At 36.2% G+C, this 16,696-nt stretch carries 17 protein-coding genes, 2 tRNA genes and 1 rRNA gene; 8 read left to right on the top strand and 12 right to left on the bottom strand.

From position 1 onward, the window contains the following. Positions 1-54: 54 nt before the first annotated feature. Complete coding sequence (locus tag OPR28_RS03720; protein ID WP_320157041.1) at positions 55-444, bottom strand: DUF1284 domain-containing protein; 390 nt, start codon at positions 442-444, stop codon at positions 55-57. After that, positions 441-968 (bottom strand): biotin transporter BioY, encoded by a 528-nt coding sequence (locus OPR28_RS03715; protein WP_213863297.1) that lies wholly within the window; start codon positions 966-968, stop codon positions 441-443. Before OPR28_RS03715 ends, OPR28_RS03720 begins: the two co-directional genes overlap by 4 nt. Positions 969-1,053: 85 nt before the next feature. On the opposite strand from OPR28_RS03715, the gene OPR28_RS03710 reads away from it, so the two are divergent. Continuing rightward, complete coding sequence (locus OPR28_RS03710) at positions 1,054-1,641, top strand: nitroreductase family protein (RefSeq protein WP_265023528.1); 588 nt, start codon at positions 1,054-1,056, stop codon at positions 1,639-1,641. Next, positions 1,622-2,410, top strand: coding sequence for a diaminopimelate epimerase (gene dapF, locus OPR28_RS03705; RefSeq protein WP_265023527.1), 789 nt, complete (start codon positions 1,622-1,624; stop codon positions 2,408-2,410). The genes OPR28_RS03710 and dapF overlap by 20 nt, the downstream gene beginning before the upstream one ends. Before the next feature lie 8 nt (positions 2,411-2,418). Here dapF and sucD read toward each other — a convergent pair whose 3' ends face one another. The 9 genes from sucD to hemF form a co-directional block, all read right to left on the bottom strand. Beyond that, complete coding sequence (sucD, locus tag OPR28_RS03700) at positions 2,419-3,294, bottom strand: succinate--CoA ligase subunit alpha (protein WP_006279821.1); 876 nt, start codon at positions 3,292-3,294, stop codon at positions 2,419-2,421. Between the two features lie 3 nt (positions 3,295-3,297). After that, positions 3,298-4,449, bottom strand: coding sequence for an ADP-forming succinate--CoA ligase subunit beta (sucC, locus tag OPR28_RS03695; RefSeq protein ID WP_006279820.1), 1,152 nt, complete (start codon positions 4,447-4,449; stop codon positions 3,298-3,300). Positions 4,450-4,486: 37 nt separating this feature from the next. Next, positions 4,487-4,687: a 30S ribosomal protein S21 gene (gene rpsU, locus OPR28_RS03690; RefSeq protein ID WP_006279819.1), complete on the bottom strand. Its 201-nt coding sequence runs from the start codon at positions 4,685-4,687 to the stop codon at positions 4,487-4,489. Between the two features lie 199 nt (positions 4,688-4,886). Continuing rightward, a tRNA-Pro gene (locus OPR28_RS03685) sits at positions 4,887-4,960 on the bottom strand. 218 nt (positions 4,961-5,178) lie between these two features. After that, entirely contained in the window at positions 5,179-5,865 is a 687-nt protein-coding gene (locus OPR28_RS03680; RefSeq protein ID WP_265023526.1) for a 16S rRNA (uracil(1498)-N(3))-methyltransferase, read from the bottom strand. Positions 5,866-5,893: 28 nt separating this feature from the next. Next, positions 5,894-5,965: transfer RNA gene (locus OPR28_RS03675), tRNA-Glu, on the bottom strand. 68 nt (positions 5,966-6,033) lie between these two features. Further along, complete coding sequence (locus tag OPR28_RS03670) at positions 6,034-6,396, bottom strand: hypothetical protein (RefSeq protein WP_223823129.1); 363 nt, start codon at positions 6,394-6,396, stop codon at positions 6,034-6,036. A gap of 50 nt (positions 6,397-6,446) precedes the next feature. After that, positions 6,447-7,244, bottom strand: a complete 798-nt coding sequence (locus OPR28_RS03665; protein ID WP_259348826.1) for a hypothetical protein — start codon at positions 7,242-7,244, stop codon at positions 6,447-6,449. A gap of 81 nt (positions 7,245-7,325) precedes the next feature. Continuing rightward, on the bottom strand, positions 7,326-8,150 hold the full coding sequence (gene hemF / locus OPR28_RS03660; protein ID WP_264723038.1) for an oxygen-dependent coproporphyrinogen oxidase: 825 nt from the start codon (positions 8,148-8,150) through the stop codon (positions 7,326-7,328). Between the two features lie 160 nt (positions 8,151-8,310). On the opposite strand from hemF, the gene OPR28_RS03655 reads away from it, so the two are divergent. The 3 genes from OPR28_RS03655 to OPR28_RS03645 all read left to right on the top strand — a co-directional run bounded on the left by OPR28_RS03655 (position 8,311) and on the right by OPR28_RS03645 (position 12,572). After that, positions 8,311-10,791, top strand: a complete 2,481-nt coding sequence (locus tag OPR28_RS03655; protein WP_265023525.1) for a response regulator — start codon at positions 8,311-8,313, stop codon at positions 10,789-10,791. 90 nt (positions 10,792-10,881) lie between these two features. Beyond that, positions 10,882-11,724: a ParA family protein gene (locus tag OPR28_RS03650; protein ID WP_006280226.1), complete on the top strand. Its 843-nt coding sequence runs from the start codon at positions 10,882-10,884 to the stop codon at positions 11,722-11,724. Continuing rightward, positions 11,721-12,572: a ParB/RepB/Spo0J family partition protein gene (locus OPR28_RS03645; protein ID WP_182321205.1), complete on the top strand. Its 852-nt coding sequence runs from the start codon at positions 11,721-11,723 to the stop codon at positions 12,570-12,572. The genes OPR28_RS03650 and OPR28_RS03645 overlap by 4 nt, the downstream gene beginning before the upstream one ends. Positions 12,573-13,554: 982 nt before the next feature. On the opposite strand, the gene OPR28_RS03640 is transcribed toward OPR28_RS03645, so the two are convergent. Then, positions 13,555-14,169, bottom strand: coding sequence for a hypothetical protein (locus OPR28_RS03640; RefSeq protein ID WP_264707467.1), 615 nt, complete (start codon positions 14,167-14,169; stop codon positions 13,555-13,557). Between the two features lie 153 nt (positions 14,170-14,322). On the opposite strand from OPR28_RS03640, the gene OPR28_RS03635 reads away from it, so the two are divergent. The 3 genes from OPR28_RS03635 to sdhD all read left to right on the top strand — a co-directional run bounded on the left by OPR28_RS03635 (position 14,323) and on the right by sdhD (position 16,658). Next, a 16S ribosomal RNA gene (locus OPR28_RS03635) occupies positions 14,323-15,827 on the top strand. A gap of 100 nt (positions 15,828-15,927) precedes the next feature. Beyond that, the gene (gene sdhC / locus OPR28_RS03630; protein ID WP_010963112.1) at positions 15,928-16,305 is read left to right on the top strand and encodes a succinate dehydrogenase, cytochrome b556 subunit; all 378 of its coding nucleotides are present in this window, start codon (positions 15,928-15,930) and stop codon (positions 16,303-16,305) included. Beyond that, complete coding sequence (gene sdhD / locus OPR28_RS03625; protein WP_265023524.1) at positions 16,302-16,658, top strand: succinate dehydrogenase, hydrophobic membrane anchor protein; 357 nt, start codon at positions 16,302-16,304, stop codon at positions 16,656-16,658. The genes sdhC and sdhD overlap by 4 nt, the downstream gene beginning before the upstream one ends. Positions 16,659-16,696 lie beyond the last annotated feature (38 nt).

The following is a 16,696-nucleotide window of genomic DNA, read 5'->3' as shown; positions in this document are numbered from 1 at the left end:
ATATTTCGCTTCATTTTCACAAAAATGCTTCGATTTATCTTAACATTTTGTCAACTACCTTTGTAGATTTAAAAGGGCATTTTTACATATTCCATATGGCTGCCAGTTGCACCCCTCACATGCGTACTCGAATTTCTCTAAAGACATTTTCTCCCTAATCTTTTCTACCGCTTCACTCCAGGTCAAAGTCTCGCCAATTTTAATTCCTAAAATTTCCATATGCCTTCTATCTAGCTCCAAAACTTTAGCTTGTGTGGTGCATTTACCTTGTTTAGTCTGGTTTGGGCAAGCACTACAAATACTATCAAGATTGCCAACTACTTCGATTTGAGTACTAACCACTTCACTTGCTATCTTCCTATAATTTTCTACAAAACCCTGAGAATACCCATATCCCCGAAACGCGAGGGTGCACATGAAATGATGAGGGCGAAACTTTATCATTTTTTTAAATATTGCAAAGCCGCTACAAGTAGAAAAATTTTTACCAAACCAGGAAGGATAAATGGTAAAACACCCACCATTATTGCTTGTTCCAGACCCAAGTAAACAGCAAGCCAACTAACACCACAAATAAAGATTACAACTGTACCAGCCAGACAACTTAAAGAATTACACACAAATGATTTATATTTAGAGTTCAGTAATTCATTTACTTTGCTCATTACCATAACGGCAGCTAAACAGCCAATTAAATATCCACCTGTTGGTCCAAGGAGAGCGTGATAACCACCAGAAAAATTTGCAAGAACAGGCAATCCTGCTGCACCAAGTGATAGATATGTAAGCACAGAATAAAATGCTGTTCTGCAGTTAAATTTAAGCCCAATAAGCATTACTCCTAAAGTTTGCAATGTGATAGGCACAGGCTGCAATGGTATGCTTATTTGAGCCATCAAGAATAAAAGTAAAATGCAAGACAATATTTCAGCCAGTGTTGATCTACTGCTAGATTGTGTTATAAACATACCTTCCCAATAAAAATAACTTATTAAATGTAATATATGTGTATGAGAGGTTTTGCAATTTAAATTTTGCTTATATTGTGCTACAATGAATTATTTATGCACTATTAAATTAAAAATGATGAGTAAACAAGATCTATTATCGTTGATGAAAGCAAGACACAGCGGACGTTCATACGATCCTACAAGAGCAATATCTCAGGAAGACATGGATATTTTAATGGAAGCTGTAAGGCTGACTCCCTCATGTTTTGGTGATGAACCCTGGAGATACGTAATATGCAACAAACAGAACAATCAAAGCGCATGGGAAAAGCTGCTAAATTGTCTTGATGAATCTAATCAAAAATGGGCAAAAGATGCACAAGTGTTAATCATATCTTTCAGTGCTAAAAATTTCCGCAAATCTGGTAAAGGAGAAAATCTTTGGGCTAATCACGACACTGGTGCAGCGAATTATGGACTTATGTTACAAGCTGCAGCTATGAACTTAATGGCCCATCAAATGGGTGGATTTGATAGAGATAAAATAGTGAAAGAGTTCAATATACCCAATGACTTTAACGTAATGTCAGTGATAGCGGTTGGTTACGAAGAAGAGGGTGCTGAAATCAAAGAGAAAAAAAGAAGGTCAGTAGAAGAAATATTTTTCTACGATGAGTGGCCAAAATTCTGAAAATTTTATCAAAATGCACGGTACTGGCAATAATTTTGTTATCATAGACTCACGTTCAGCAAATGATTTAAATTGGAACTATAAAAAAATTGCTAACCAAAACGGTTGCGATCAAGTCATAGTGATAACAAACTCCAGTTTAGCCGATTGCTTTATGCATATCTATAATGCTGATGGTAGCAAAGCTGAAATGTGCGGAAATGCAGCACGTTGCGTTGGATATTTGCTAATGTCAGAAAAAGGTGCTGAGTATATCACTATTGAGCTGGTAAACAAACGCATTTTAGAGTGTTTTAAAGTGGGTGATAAATCCATAAAGGTTAACATGGGTAAACCTTTGCTAAAATGGCATAAAATTCCCTTGTCTACTGAGTGTGACACTCTTCACTTACCTATAGAGCTTGAAATGCTAAAAGATCCTGTTGCAGTAAATATTGGTAATCCTCACATAGTTTTTTTTGTTGATAACGTAAATGAAATACCATTGCAAAGTTTAGGACCAAAGCTAGAAAATCACGCATTATTTCCTCAGAAAATTAATGTTAGTATTGCACAAGTTGAAAAGTCTGGAGAAATAGCTTTAAGAGTTTGGGAAAGAGGTACAGGCATTACTGCATCATGCGGTAGTGCAGCCTGTGCAGCACTTGTTGCATCCACACTACGTGGATATCTGGTTGCCCAACAGACTTCAGTAAATTTACCAGGAGGCAAGTTATTAATCGAATGGGCAAATAACGTATTCATGACCGGTGATATAGGGTTTTTGTGACCCTAATTCTAGTGATGCATTACTTCCAATACCTTCTTACCAATTACTGCAGGGGTTTCAGCAATTGCAATTCCAGCGCTCCGCATAACTTCTAGTTTTGCACCAGCACTTCCACCGCTGGAAGAGATGATTGCTCCAGCGTGTCCCATACGTCTTCCTGGAGGTGCCGTTTGGCCTGCTACAAAACCAACGATTGGCTTTTTAGTTTTTTCTGTTTTCACAAAATGTGATACATCTTCTTCTTCGTTTCCACCTATTTCACCAATAACTACAATACCATGAGTATCGTCATCTTTTAAAAAGAGCTCCATACAGTCAACAAATGTCATACCATGAACTGGATCTCCCCCAATTCCGATACATGTGGATTGACCAAGACCAACAGCGGTTGTTTGTGCTACTGCCTCGTAAGTTAAAGTTCCGGAGCGAGACATAATTCCTATGTGTCCACGCTTATGGATATGGCCAGGCATAATTCCTATTTTGCATTCTTCAGGTGTAATAATTCCCGGGCAGTTGGGACCAATCAATCGACTTTTTGAGCCGATAAGCGCACGCTTAACTTTCACCATATCAAGTATAGGAATGCCCTCTGTAATACAAATTATCAATTCTATTTTTGCATCTATTGCTTCAAGTATTGCAGCAGCAGCAAATTTAGCAGGTACATATATAACTGTAGCATTTGCACCGGTTTTTTCTTTGGCTTCTGCTACAGTATTAAAAACCGGTAAATTAAGGTGAGTGCTACCACCCTTTCCAGGAGTTACACCTCCCACCATTTTCGTTCCGTAATCAATTGCTTGCTCTGAATGAAATGTGCCTTGTGCACCAGTAAAACCCTGGCATATTAATCTTGTATCTTTGTTTACTAAAACGGACATGCTTTATTTTACCTCTTTTACTATCTTTTGCGCAGCTTCATCTAGCTCATCTGCAGCAATAATATTTAATCCTGACTCTTCTAAAATTTTTTTTCCTTCTTCAAAATTAGTACCTGATAATCTAACCACTAGAGGAACTTTAATGCTCATTTCTTTTGCAGCCGCAACAATTCCACTTGCGATAATATCGCAACGCATTATACCACCAAATATGTTAACCAGAATTCCTTTTACGTTGCTATCAGACAATATGATTTTAAATGCTTCAGTTACAGTTTCTTTACTCGCTCCACCACCAACATCCAAAAAGTTAGCAGGCTCTGCTCCGTAGTATTTTATTATATCCATTGTTGCCATAGCAAGACCTGCACCATTTACCATGCAACCAATACTGCCATCCATTTTGATGTAACTGAGCCCATACTTTGAAGCCTCTATCTCTTCTTTCACTTCCTCATCATAATCACGAAGTTCCATAATTTCTGGGTGACGATATAAAGCATTATCATCGAAATTAATTTTTGCATCGAGCGCAATAAAATCTCCAGAATTTGTTTCAACCAGTGGATTAATTTCAATTTGGCTCGCATCAGTTGCAATAAACGCATCATATATTTTTTTTGCAATGTTCGATATCTTTTCTATTTGTTCTGGACTCAAATGAAAACTGCTGCTTAACTTGCTGCTATCAAAACTTGTAGCAGGATCAATATCAAATTTCACAATTTTTGCAGGAGAATTTTTTGCCACTTCTTCGATGTCCATTCCACCTTCTGAGGAAAATATGAATATTGGCCTACTGAGCTTCGGGTCGATTACCAGGCTTAAATAATACTCTTTCTTAATGCTTGAGCCTTCTTCAACGTACACTTTTCTTACTTGCTGCCCGCTTGGCCCTGTTTGATGAGTAACTAAAGTCATACCAATCATGTCCTTTACAAACTGTTGAGCTTCTTCAACTGACTTTGCTAGCTTTACGCCACCGGCTTTACCCCTACCACCTGCATGAATTTGAGCTTTAACTACAAACACGTCAGATTTTAATTGACTTACTTGAGTCTTTACTTCTTCTGCAGATGTAGCAACAAAACCTTTTGGCACTGGGACATTAAATTTATGCAAAACTTCTTTCGCTTGATATTCGTGAATATTCATAAAATAACCAATGATAAACTATTAACTTGAGTACAAACTACCAACCATAACGTTGCCTTCTGCACTCTTGTTGGTACCTCTTTTTTTTAGCTTCAGCTTTCTTTTTAGCTCTTTTTTCTGATTTTTTTTCATGATATTGTTTTTTCATTTTCAACCCTCTTCCTTCCTTTTGAATTGTTTTTTTCAATACTGGAAGAGCTCTGTCTACATCACCATAATGGACTGATACTTCTATCAAACTCTATACCTCCTTCGGTAATCATTTCAAAATCTATTTATAAATTAGAAAATTAACATTGTCAATTATTTTATAAACTTGAGCGTTAAAATGTAATATGCCATAATTTACATGGTAAATAATGTCATTCCAGTGTCAGCTACTTGCTTACTGATGGAGATTGCTCTTATGTTACAGCGTTCTTACAATTATACTAACATCGGGGCGGAGAGATTTGAACTCCCGACCCTTTGGTCCCAAACCAAATGCGCTACCAGGCTGCGCTACGCCCCGACTTCTTTACTCAGAGTATCAATAACTCAGGCAAAATGCAAGATTCATTTGTTTACTTTAGAAAAAATATAATATGAGATTTAATATTATCTTAGAATATGTTTTTTATTAGCTCCTCTTTAACAACAGACTGCTTCGTAGAAAGTCTACAGGGTTTTTGTGCGCGCAACACTGAACCAGATTTCTTTATGACCCAAACCTTAGCCATATTTAAAAATCTAGCTACACCAATTGGTGAAAGTGAGTGCAGCAACTACAGCAGTATCGACCCTTAAAATTCTTTTTCCTAGACTCAATTTTTGATAAAACTTATCGGCAAGATCAAGTTCATAAGATGAAAAACCACCTTCAGGACCAACAATAATAGCAACATTTTTTTTGCCTTTCAGCACTTTGTCAGCTTTACCTGTTTCATCACACAAAACAAAATTTTTACTTTGGGAATCAGGTAACTCACAAAAGTTAATAGGAGGCAAAATCTCTGGTATACTTATCCTACCTGATTGTTCCGCTGCTTCGATTGCTTGTAATTTTGCTCTACTTAGGTTAATATTTTTTACCACTGTACGTTCCGTTGAAATAAATTGAATGCAGATTACTCCCATTTCAGTTGCCTGTCTTACTATGTTGTTCAAAGCAGCACTTTTTACCATGGCACAATACAGGTATAAATTTTCCTCATATTGCTGTTGTTTAGTGCATTCTTTGGGTGTAACTTCTGTCAATTTACGCGATATATTAACTACTTCTCCTAACCATTCTCCATCTTTTCCATTAAAAAGAGAGAGATTATCATACTTCTTAAGCCGCATTACATTGCAAATATAGTGACTTTGTTGTGGATTAAGTGCTAAACTCACGCCTTGTGATAAAGCTTCTTCAACATAGAGCCTAATTTTTCCCATTCAAAACTTTAATTATATTCTACTTGAGTGACTCTTACGGGATTTGAACCCGTGTTACCACCGTGAAAGGGTGGTGTCCTAACCACTAGACGAAAGAGTCAACTTGAATCTAACTAGGTTATATCGATTACATATATAAAGTCAATTCAATTATTTTGAATCACATAGTTAGAGGGATATATCAGTAATCTTATATCGACAGCCTCCTATTACTCCATGCTCAATACTCACTGAACCTATCTCAGATTTAGGAGCTAATTCTAATTGTTGTTCAACTTTTGTATCGGAATCATAGCCAGAATCGTAGCCAGAATCTCTACGCTCATATTTCTGCCTTATTTCTTCTACACTAAAGCCAGCCTTGGTCTTAATTTTTTGATCATTAGTCTGTTGCTGACTTATCGACTTATTAGCACTTAGCTCATTTAGCTTCACTTGCCAATCATTCACTTTATCTTGCACTAACCCATGGCAAGTTCCAGAATTAGCTTTTATGTCTTTTGCTTTTCTTTCTGCTCTTTTCTTGGACAAATCTACCCTAGCATAAATAGGTTCTGACGACTGTTCTGGCTCTTTCTGTTTTAGGCTAGTAGGCTTTTTTGTTCTGAAAGATCATCTATAGTGCAATAAATAGGTTCTTCTGATATACTCAAATAACCACTATCTTCCAATGATAAATTTTCAGTGGATTTTTTATGTGAATCATATATTTCAGCATAAATAGATTCTTCTGATACACTCAAATAACCATTCTCCCCTAATGAGTTACTAACCTTAGCATCATACACCTCAGCGTAAATTGGCTCTTTTGAAGGCAAAGCATCATAATTAGTGCTCTTTGGCTTATACTCAAAAGTTCTAGGAGGTTTTTGAGGTGGTATTACATTGTTGTTCACCTCAGCGTACATAGTTATTGGCTCATATTCAGAGGTTCTAGGAGGTTTTTGTTGTATAGCTTCAACATTCAAATCATCTGTAGAATAATACTCTGCGCCTTTTCCTAGTAAAAAGGAAACTGTGGGGTGAAGAATTATCTCTGCTGGTAAGTTTTTCTCACTATCCAATTTTAGATTTTTTGATTCTGCTAAACTCTCAATAACACGAATTATAACATTCTTTCCATTCTCATCTATTGAGTGGATATCAGCTCCACGATTAATCAGCAATTCCATTATTTTGTGATCTGTAGCATGTCCTAAAGCCTGATTTAAAGCTTGATTATTATTTATATCAAATGATCCTGTATTCTTGAGAGACATAGTCTTTGAAAAGAATTTTCTAAAACTATTTAATGCATCATAGAGAATTAGAGTCAGTTTAACACCTTTTATGTCATTGTTTTTGACAGATTTAATTAAAAAATTATCTATTATGCCCATGATTATACCCCCTATATAAAAGCTCACTATCATGGTGCAATTTTAAACTATGATGATTTATTTTCTACTAATAGCAGCTCTCTATAACCACTTAACAAGTGGTGGCATTGACATCATAATTGCATCTGGATTGCCGTCCGTCATTAAACCAAACCTTGTGCCACGATCGTATAACAGATTGAATTCTACATATCTGCCACGTTTTATTAATTGATTTTCTCGTTGTTCTTTTGTCCAAGATTTTTGTATATGTTTACGTATGATGTGCAAATAAATTTCCAAAAAGACTTCACCTACTGCTTTTGTGAACTCAAAATCATTTTCCCAGTTGCCAGAACTCAGATTATCATAGAAAATACCACCAATGCCACGTGGCTCTTTTCTGTGTTGTAAGAAAAAATAATTGTCACATTGCTCTTTAAATTTTGGATAATATCCGGTGTCAAATCTATCACATGTCATTTTGATTGATTCATGGATATACTTGCAATCTTCTTCATTTTTATATATTGGCGTAAAATCCATTCCTCCACCAAACCATTGTTTTGAAGTATATATCAGCCTTGTGTTCATATGTGCTGCAGGGATAAGGGGCGATTGCATATGAGACACTAAAGATATACCGCTTGCCCAAAACTCTCCGTTACTTTCACTTGCACCAGGAATTTCATTAATGGCTGAATCTGCAAATTTTCCGTGTACTTTTGAAACGTTTACTCCAACTTTTTCAAAAACATTACCAAAAATAATTGTAGATTCACCACCTCCACCACCTGGGCGATCCCACTTTCTCTTTTCGATCTTTGGCTCTGCGGATGATTGTTTTTCAATTAATAAGAAAGATTCTATGATCTTATCTCTTAGTGCACAGAACCATTTAAATGCTTGTGTTTTTTGTTTTTCCATAATATCCTCTTGCTAGCTTATTAACATTGTTATATCTGATATTTAAGGAACTTAATTAGATTTGGATGATAATTATCTATCAAAGACGTTAATAAATCTATAATAATTAAATCAATATAATAGAACATTTTCGTATGTACAACAATGCCAAGTAACAATAATGAATAAAAGATACATAGATAACAAAAAAGAGAACAGGGTTGACTTCATACTAAGAAATTATGGAATGTCAATTGTTGTGATGGCAGTTATTATGCTCTTACCTCCAGTAGCAATATCGATACTCTACTTTTTTGATATATATAGTCAGCATATTAATATAGAGATTAATTTATTAGTTAGCATTCTAACAACTCTCTTTATGATGTATAATGTAAAACGCTACAGATACCTACTTAATACTATAGAATTTCAAAATGCAATATTTGCAAATGCACTAAATCATAATACAGAATTTTGCCTTATTTTACATAAAGATGAAGGTATTATTTATGCTGATGCAAGGTTCTACGAAAGGTTTAAAGATCATATAGATGATGACATTACGTTAGACAAGATTCTTGAAATAGGAGATGTTTCAGAAGCAGACAAAAAAGTACTCTATCATGCACTAAAAAATAACTCTTCTGTACAGGTATGCATTTCCTTAAACAAGAAGAATAGAGTATCTAACTTTCTTTTGCTCTTTGAGCCGATACCAGATAATCCCCAAATTGCTATAAATAGTAATAAGATTTTAAATTTATCATTAGTGCCAATAGCAAGGCCAGATGGGTATTTTGTATTAAAAGCAACACAGATAAACAAGGAGCAGATATATGAAGAGTTAATAGAAAAACACAGCATAGGAACTTACATTGCAAATGCCAAAGGGGTGATTTTATCTGTAAATAAAAGATTTTTAGACATATTTGAACTGAAAAAACTGGAAAAAGGTAGCTCAATCAGTGATTTTATATCTCAATCTAAATATAACAATACAACAACCGATAATGAAATTTTGTTTTTTACTATAAGTGGTATTCCATTCAAGGCTTATATGAGCACTGCTATATTTTGTGATAAATACAACCATAGCTATATATATGGCTTTATAACACCAACCGAATCAAATATTGTTGATTATCAATTACACCCTTGTTTTGCAAATTCATCAATTGCTATTGCACAATGTGACATAAACGGCAACTTTGTAAAGAAAAATACGGCACTAATAAAGCTTGCAGGGTCAGATAATAATTCAATCTTTACGTTGATATTGGATAGTTATCATGTGAAAATACGTGAATATTTTTCGAGTAATAGAATAAATAATGCGTCTTTTGATGTACAGCTCAACGGCGGTAATAACATAAAAATATATTTCAATAAGTTTCTTCATAATAAAATGATCTTCATACTTTGTTATTTTATTGACAATACTGAACACAAAAACCTAGAGATAAAGCTTGAGCATTATCAAAAGATGCAAGCTATAGGGCAGTTAGCAGGTGGTATTGCGCATGATTTCAACAATATATTGACTGGGATAATAGGATTTTGCGATTTGCTTTTACTCCAACACTCAGCTGGTGACCCATCTTTTGGAGATATAATACAGATACAGCAAAATGCAAAGCGTGGATCAAATTTAGTAAGACAATTGCTTGCTTTTTCAAGAAGACAGACCTTGCAGCCAAAAATTATTGATGTAAATAGAACTATAGCTAATCTTTATGAAATGATAAAAAGATTAATAGGTGAAAATATAAAATTTAACATTTATTATGGTAGAGACTTGGGTGCTGTTAGGGCTGATCAAGGGCAATTAGAGCAAGTTATACTTAACTTAGCAGTCAATGCTAGTGCTGCTATGGAAAAGGGCGGGGAATTAACTATACGAACCTTTAATCAAAAGATTGACTCATTAAATTCTACATCTCAGGATATGTTTTCTCCAGACAAGGAAACGATCGAACATGGAAATTATGTTGTGATTGAAGTAATTGATACTGGATGTGGAATGACAAGTGATACAATTGGAAAGGTATTTGACCCATTTTTTTCTACCAAAGATATTACCTCTGGTACAGGTCTTGGCCTCTCTACTGTATATGGCATTATTAAACAAACTGAAGGATACATCTATGTTGCTAGCAAAGTAAATCATGGAACTAAATTTAGCATATTTTTGCCCATGGTTTACATATCAGATGAAAATCTGAGAGAGGAAGATAGTGAAGAAATAGAAAGACCGGTAGTAAGTGAAATTAAAGGTAATGGTATAATTTTATTGATTGAAGATGAAGATTCAGTAAGGGAATTCATTGCTAAAGCACTAAAAAGGAAAGGATTTGATGTAATAGAAGCAAGCATAGGCAGCGAGGCGCTAGAAATAATCAGTAAAAAAAGTCAACACATAGATCTTATAATCACTGATGTAATCATGCCAGAGGTGAGCGGCCCAGAAATAGTTAAAGAAGCATTGATCCATAGGCCAAATATCAACGTTATTTTTATTTCTGGGTATGCAGAAGATGCTTTTTTAAAGAGTGATGACATCAATATAGAAGATTTTCACTTTTTGCCAAAACCATTCACTCTGAATGAATTAGGAAACAAGGTTCAAAGTGTGTTACACAAAGCAAAAAAGACAGTCTAATTTTAGTGTGGTTAACAACAAAAAAATTTTCTAATGCAAAAGTTTCTTGCATATATACAATAGAATTATTTTATACATAAGATAAAAGGCGTGAGCAAGATTATTGCAATAGTAAATCAAAAGGGTGGAGTTGGCAAAACCACAACTAGTATAAATTTATCGACAGCCTTTGCTGCTGTGGGAAAAAGCACTTTATTGGTAGATCTTGATCCTCAAGGAAATGCTAGCACCGGGCTCGGGATTTCTTATCGTAGTAGGGAAGAAAAAAATATATACAAAATACTACTAAGCAGCGAAAATAAATTGATAGAATCGGCAATTTTCAATATAAAGGAAATTCCAAATTTATCACTAATTTCGTCAGTAGTTGATTTATCAGCTGCAGAAATTGAATTATCGCAACTTGAGCGAGGAAAATTTGTGCTAAAAAGCGCATTAGAGAAGATACGCGATAATTATGAGTATATAATCATCGATTGCCCTCCATCACTTGGGCTTCTAACCATAAATGCTTTGACTGCTGCTAATTCTATTATTGTCCCTCTTCAGTGTGAATTTTTTGCTCTGGAAGGATTAAGCCATTTAGTTAAAACTGTAGAGCTGATAAAAAGGAATAACCTAAACCCTTTTTTGGCAATAGAAGGGATAGTGTTAACAATGTATGACAGGCGTAACAAACTCAGTGAACAGATTAAAAACGATATTTGCCAGTATTTAAATGATAAAGTATACAAAACTATCATCCCATTGTATGAGACTGTTATTCCACGTAACGTACGGTTATCAGAAGCGCCTTCTCATGGAAAACCTGCTATTGTGTATGATCTTAAGTGTCCTGGTGCACAAGCATATATAAGTTTGGCAAGGGAAATTTTAAAAAAGCACGCGAGCAGTTGTAAGGAGAAGAAACTAGTAAGCGAGGGCGTAGTATGAAGGATGATAGACGCCTCGGCAGAGGTCTTGCCGGCCTCATAGGCGATAATTATGATAATAAAGAAGATCGACAAGAGCATTTGCCTATTTCATTACTGCACCCAAGCAAATTTCAACCGAGGAAACATTTTGACGAGGAGTCATTAAGAGAACTTGCAAATTCGATAAAGAAAAGTGGCATTATACAGCCTATCGTGGTACGCAAAGATTCAAATGATGACGGTTATGAAATAATAGCCGGGGAACGTCGTTGGCGAGCAAGCAAGATTGCAAATCTTAATAGTGCACCGGTTATCATAAAAGATCTGAGCGACAAGGAATGCTTGGAAGTATCCATAATTGAAAACATACAAAGACAAGATATTAATCCAATAGAAGAAGGTGAAGCGTATAAGAAACTGATAGATGAGTTTTTCTATACACATGAGGAATTAGCTTCAGCTATAGGCAAAAGCCGCAGCCACATAACCAATATGATTCGGATGTTGTCACTTCCCTGTAGGGTGAAAACAATGATCAACGAAAAAAAACTATCTATGGGTCATGCAAGAGCGTTGATTAATGTTGAAAATGCTGAAGGTATTGCAGAAAGAATAGTTTCTCAAGGCTTAAGCGTTAGACAAACTGAAAAATTGATAAAAGATTTGCATCAAGGCAACAACCAAAAAGAGCAGAAATATACTAGAAATCAAGATATGACGGTAATAGAAGGCGCTATATCTTCTCAACTTGGTTTAAAGATCAAAATTAATGACAACAATTCTAAGGGTAAAGTTATGATACGGTATAATAATTCAAATGAATTGGATCTAATATTGAAAGTTTTGAATAGGAAACTTGAGGCATAGCTAGTAGCTGCCAGTAAAGCAACAAACCAATATCAACTGTTGGTGTCATGAAAGTAGCTGACACTGGTTTCCATCCAAGAGGGCAGTAGCCCCTTCGGTGTCATGCAAGTAGCCTCCCTCCCCTGTCATCCCAGTGCCTTCTCCTGTCATCCCAGTGCTTGACACTGGGATCTAGCAAGCTTTGCTTGCAAATAAGTCTAATACGCGTCGCGTTTTATGCCAAAACACAATTGGAGTTACATGCAAAATAGATCCCAGTGTCAGCTACTCGGATGACAAAAAAAGGAGCACTGGAATAACAGCAGTCCCTCATACCGCGATTCATTCGCGGTATCTCTAGATCCCGCTAACAAGCAGCGGGATGACGAGGTTTACGCTTATCGGATTGTTTCAACACGTCATACCGCGATTCATCCGCGGTATCTCTAGATCCCGCTAACAAGTAGCGGGATGACGATTGTCGTTTAGTCATAAATATTAAGAAATTTACCAAATGAAAAAAAAGGCAAAAGAAGCCCTGGGGTTATTATCCGCTTTAAAATATTGGCGTTTTTTATGTTTTAAACGCTTGACAAGCAAGATTAAGCTGCTTTTAATTGCAACTAACTTACGCTGCAAATGTTTAAGAAATTTACTAAGCAGAAAAAAAGACAAAGAATCCCCGAGTTAGCTAGTCTTTTACTATCTCTGTCGAGTATTGGCATTTTTTGATGTCTTGTAACGCTTTATAAGCGCGTTCAGCTTATTTAGATAAAAATCTAGATGTAGATGAAGTTTTGTAAAGACATACAGTATCTATATACTGCAAAAAATTGAACATAAGACGCCGATACATTAAGTAATCCTTACCTTTTAATCTGCAGATTGGCGAAAGCAAATACAATAGCTTCACTATCATGATAAGGGAGCTGGCGAGGCTTGTCAAGGAAGTTTTTCGTTTCATCCAATGCGCTGCCAAAAGCTATGTAAAAAGTCTAATGAGTTAACTCCCATATATCCTGAGTAATTCTTGTGCATTAGCTTTGATTAGGATAGGGCATTTTCTATCATTTAATAGGGAACGCAATATTTCAGTTGCACCCTTAACGTCGTTATTGTGTATCTTTACTATAGCGATGGCTTCTTGGCTTGAATAAGGGTATACTGTGCTTGATTCTAAATTATCAATTTTGTCTTTATTTATTTTTTCACCGTTGGAGTGAAGTAAGCTCATTACTTCTAAATATTGTGCTAACTCACGAAAAACATCAGGAGCATCTTTATCATCTGCCAAATCATTATAAATAGATGCTGTGTCTGTTGGCATTGAATCTGAGATATGATTGAATGCGCGTTCAAAATTTGCTAAATACTCCCAATTTGAATCTATTTCTTCTAGCAGCGGCTTATTATCTTTTTTTAAGAATAATACTTCGTAAAACTTGTCACCTGCAGTTATAGATTGTTTTGTGTTATCAATGTTGCGCAATAAGTATAATGTGATGCCAACTAACATTGGCGCGAGTGCAAGCAGAAAGATGTATTTTTTCATGGTAATATTCCAAATAGTTATATATTTATACATTAATGCTTTTGATTTGCAAAAACATATTGACATAGTGATTATATCACATAATAATATTCTCAAAGTTGTTTGAATAGTTGGAGATTAAAATATTTCTAAAGTAGAAATAAAGACAGCAGTATTAAGCTAAATTATTTTTTGTCGGATTTATCCGATGTACCCTCAACCTTTTATAGGTTGAAGTCTAAATTTGAGAGTTTGATCCTGGCTCAGAATGAACGCTGGCGGCAGGCCTAACACATGCAAGTCGAACGGAGTTATATTGTAGCTTGCTATGGTATAACTTAGTGGCAGACGGGTGAGTAATGTATAGGAATCTACCTAATAGTACGGAATAATTGTTGGAAACGGCAACTAATACCGTATACGCCCTACGGGGGAAAAATTTATTGCTATTAGATGAGCCTATATTAGATTAGCTAGTTGGTGGAGTAATAGCCTACCAAGGCAATGATCTATAGCTGATCTGAGAGGATGATCAGCCACACTGGAACTGAGATACGGTCCAGACTCCTACGGGAGGCAGCAGTGGGGAATATTGGACAATGGGCGAAAGCCTGATCCAGCCATGCCGCATGAGTGAAGAAGGCCTTTGGGTTGTAAAGCTCTTTTAGTGAGGAAGATAATGACGGTACTCACAGAAGAAGTCCTGGCTAACTCCGTGCCAGCAGCCGCGGTAATACGGAGAGGGCTAGCGTTATTCGGAATTATTGGGCGTAAAGGGCGCGTAGGCGGATTAGTAAGTTAAAAGTGAAATCCCAAGGCTCAACCTTGGAATTGCTTTTAAAACTGCTAATCTAGAGATTGAAAGAGGATAGAGGAATTCCTAGTGTAGAGGTGAAATTCGTAAATATTAGGAGGAACACCAGTGGCGAAGGCGTCTATCTGGTTCAAATCTGACGCTGAGGCGCGAAGGCGTGGGGAGCAAACAGGATTAGATACCCTGGTAGTCCACGCTGTAAACGATGAATGTTAAATATGGGAAGTTTTACTTTCTGTATTACAGCTAACGCGTTAAACATTCCGCCTGGGGACTACGGTCGCAAGATTAAAACTCAAAGGAATTGACGGGGACCCGCACAAGCGGTGGAGCATGTGGTTTAATTCGATGCAACGCGAAAAACCTTACCACTCCTTGACATGGAAATTATACCTATTCGAAGGGATAGGGTCGGTTCGGCCGGGTTTCACACAGGTGTTGCATGGCTGTCGTCAGCTCGTGTCGTGAGATGTTGGGTTAAGTCCCGCAACGAGCGCAACCCTCATCCTTAGTTACCATCAGGTAATGCTGGGGACTTTAAGGAAACTGCCAGTGATAAACTGGAGGAAGGTGGGGATGATGTCAAGTCATCATGGCCCTTATGGAGTGGGCTACACACGTGCTACAATGGTGGCTACAATGGGCTGCAAAGTCGCGAGGCTAAGCTAATCCCTTAAAAGCCATCTCAGTTCGGATTGTACTCTGCAACTCGAGTGCATGAAGTTGGAATCGCTAGTAATCGTGGATCAGCACGCCACGGTGAATACGTTCTCGGGTCTTGTACACACTGCCCGTCACGCCATGGGAATTGGTTTCACTCGAAGCTAACGACCTAACCGCAAGGAGGGAGTTATTTAAAGTGGGATCGGTGACTGGGGTGAAGTCGTAACAAGGTAGCAGTAGGGGAATCTGCAGCTGGATTACCTCCTTAGGCTTTGCACATAATTTACCATTTTTAATGATGGTGTTGTTATGTGCTATACTGCTGTCTTTACTTCTACTTTATTTTAATTTCCCGATAACGGAATTTTATGAGTGATAGACCTCTTTCTCCACATTTACAAATATATAAAGTACAAGTTACTAGTTTTTTCTCTATTATGCATAGATTGACTGGTATCTTGCTATTCCTTTTATTAATGATACTTTCTTGGTATTTCATATTACATGTTTACTTTCCTGAGTTACTTATAGTAAGGTACTTAAATGCATTATTATTCACTCCTGTTGCTAAATTAGCTTATGTCTTATGTTTTATAAGTTTTGTATATCATTTTCTTAATGGTATTCGTCATTTATTGTGGGATGTTGGGCTTAATTTAGAAATTACTGGCGTTTCAAGGAGTGCTATACTGCTGACAGTAACGCTACTTCTTTCTACTATGGCTTTTTTATTTATGTTTATATGAGTCAGTCTGGAAATTCAGTACATCATTGGTGGGTTCAGCGTATTTCTGCGGTAATTTTACTGTTCCTGTTTCCTTGGTTTATCTATTCATTTTCTTGCACATTTTATACTGATAGCTCTTTGTCTTTTAGTGAAAAATTTATTAATCACCCTCTAGAGCTTTTATTTTTTGTTGTATTGTTGTTTTGCATTTTTTGGCACGCAGTTCTTGGAATGCAGGTAGTATGCGAAGATTATATACACAGCGTACCTTTGAGGATTTTTACAATTACATGCATAAAGTACTTATCAAGCATTACTTATATAACCCTCGCTTTTACAATCTTTATCTTCTACAGGCATATTTTCTTGTAAAATCACCGGTGCTGTGTTAATATATTATTAGTGTACTA

It is taken from the genome of Wolbachia endosymbiont (group A) of Epistrophe grossularia (assembly GCF_947251435.1).
Taxonomy (GTDB): domain Bacteria; phylum Pseudomonadota; class Alphaproteobacteria; order Rickettsiales; family Anaplasmataceae; genus Wolbachia; species Wolbachia pipientis.
Note: the sequence above shows the minus strand (reverse complement) of the source record. Positions and strands in the feature narration are given on the sequence as shown.

Bases quoted from the DNA above. Each gene is read 5' to 3' on its own strand.
- OPR28_RS03720 (WP_320157041.1), bottom strand. From the start codon at position 444: ATGATAAAGTTTCGCCCTCATCATTTCATGTGCACCCTCGCGTTTCGG.
- OPR28_RS03715 (WP_213863297.1), bottom strand. From the start codon at position 968: ATGTTTATAACACAATCTAGCAGTAGATCAACACTGGCTGAAATATTG.
- OPR28_RS03710 (WP_265023528.1), top strand. From the start codon at position 1,054: ATGAATTATTTATGCACTATTAAATTAAAAATGATGAGTAAACAAGAT.
- dapF (WP_265023527.1), top strand. From the start codon at position 1,622: ATGAGTGGCCAAAATTCTGAAAATTTTATCAAAATGCACGGTACTGGC.
- sucD (WP_006279821.1), bottom strand. From the start codon at position 3,294: ATGTCCGTTTTAGTAAACAAAGATACAAGATTAATATGCCAGGGTTTT.
- sucC (WP_006279820.1), bottom strand. From the start codon at position 4,449: ATGAATATTCACGAATATCAAGCGAAAGAAGTTTTGCATAAATTTAAT.
- OPR28_RS03680 (WP_265023526.1), bottom strand. From the start codon at position 5,865: ATGGGAAAAATTAGGCTCTATGTTGAAGAAGCTTTATCACAAGGCGTG.
- OPR28_RS03665 (WP_259348826.1), bottom strand. From the start codon at position 7,244: ATGGGCATAATAGATAATTTTTTAATTAAATCTGTCAAAAACAATGAC.
- hemF (WP_264723038.1), bottom strand. From the start codon at position 8,150: ATGGAAAAACAAAAAACACAAGCATTTAAATGGTTCTGTGCACTAAGA.
- OPR28_RS03655 (WP_265023525.1), top strand. From the start codon at position 8,311: ATGAATAAAAGATACATAGATAACAAAAAAGAGAACAGGGTTGACTTC.
- OPR28_RS03645 (WP_182321205.1), top strand. From the start codon at position 11,721: ATGAAGGATGATAGACGCCTCGGCAGAGGTCTTGCCGGCCTCATAGGC.
- OPR28_RS03640 (WP_264707467.1), bottom strand. From the start codon at position 14,169: ATGTCAATATGTTTTTGCAAATCAAAAGCATTAATGTATAAATATATA.
- sdhC (WP_010963112.1), top strand. From the start codon at position 15,928: ATGAGTGATAGACCTCTTTCTCCACATTTACAAATATATAAAGTACAA.
- sdhD (WP_265023524.1), top strand. From the start codon at position 16,302: ATGAGTCAGTCTGGAAATTCAGTACATCATTGGTGGGTTCAGCGTATT.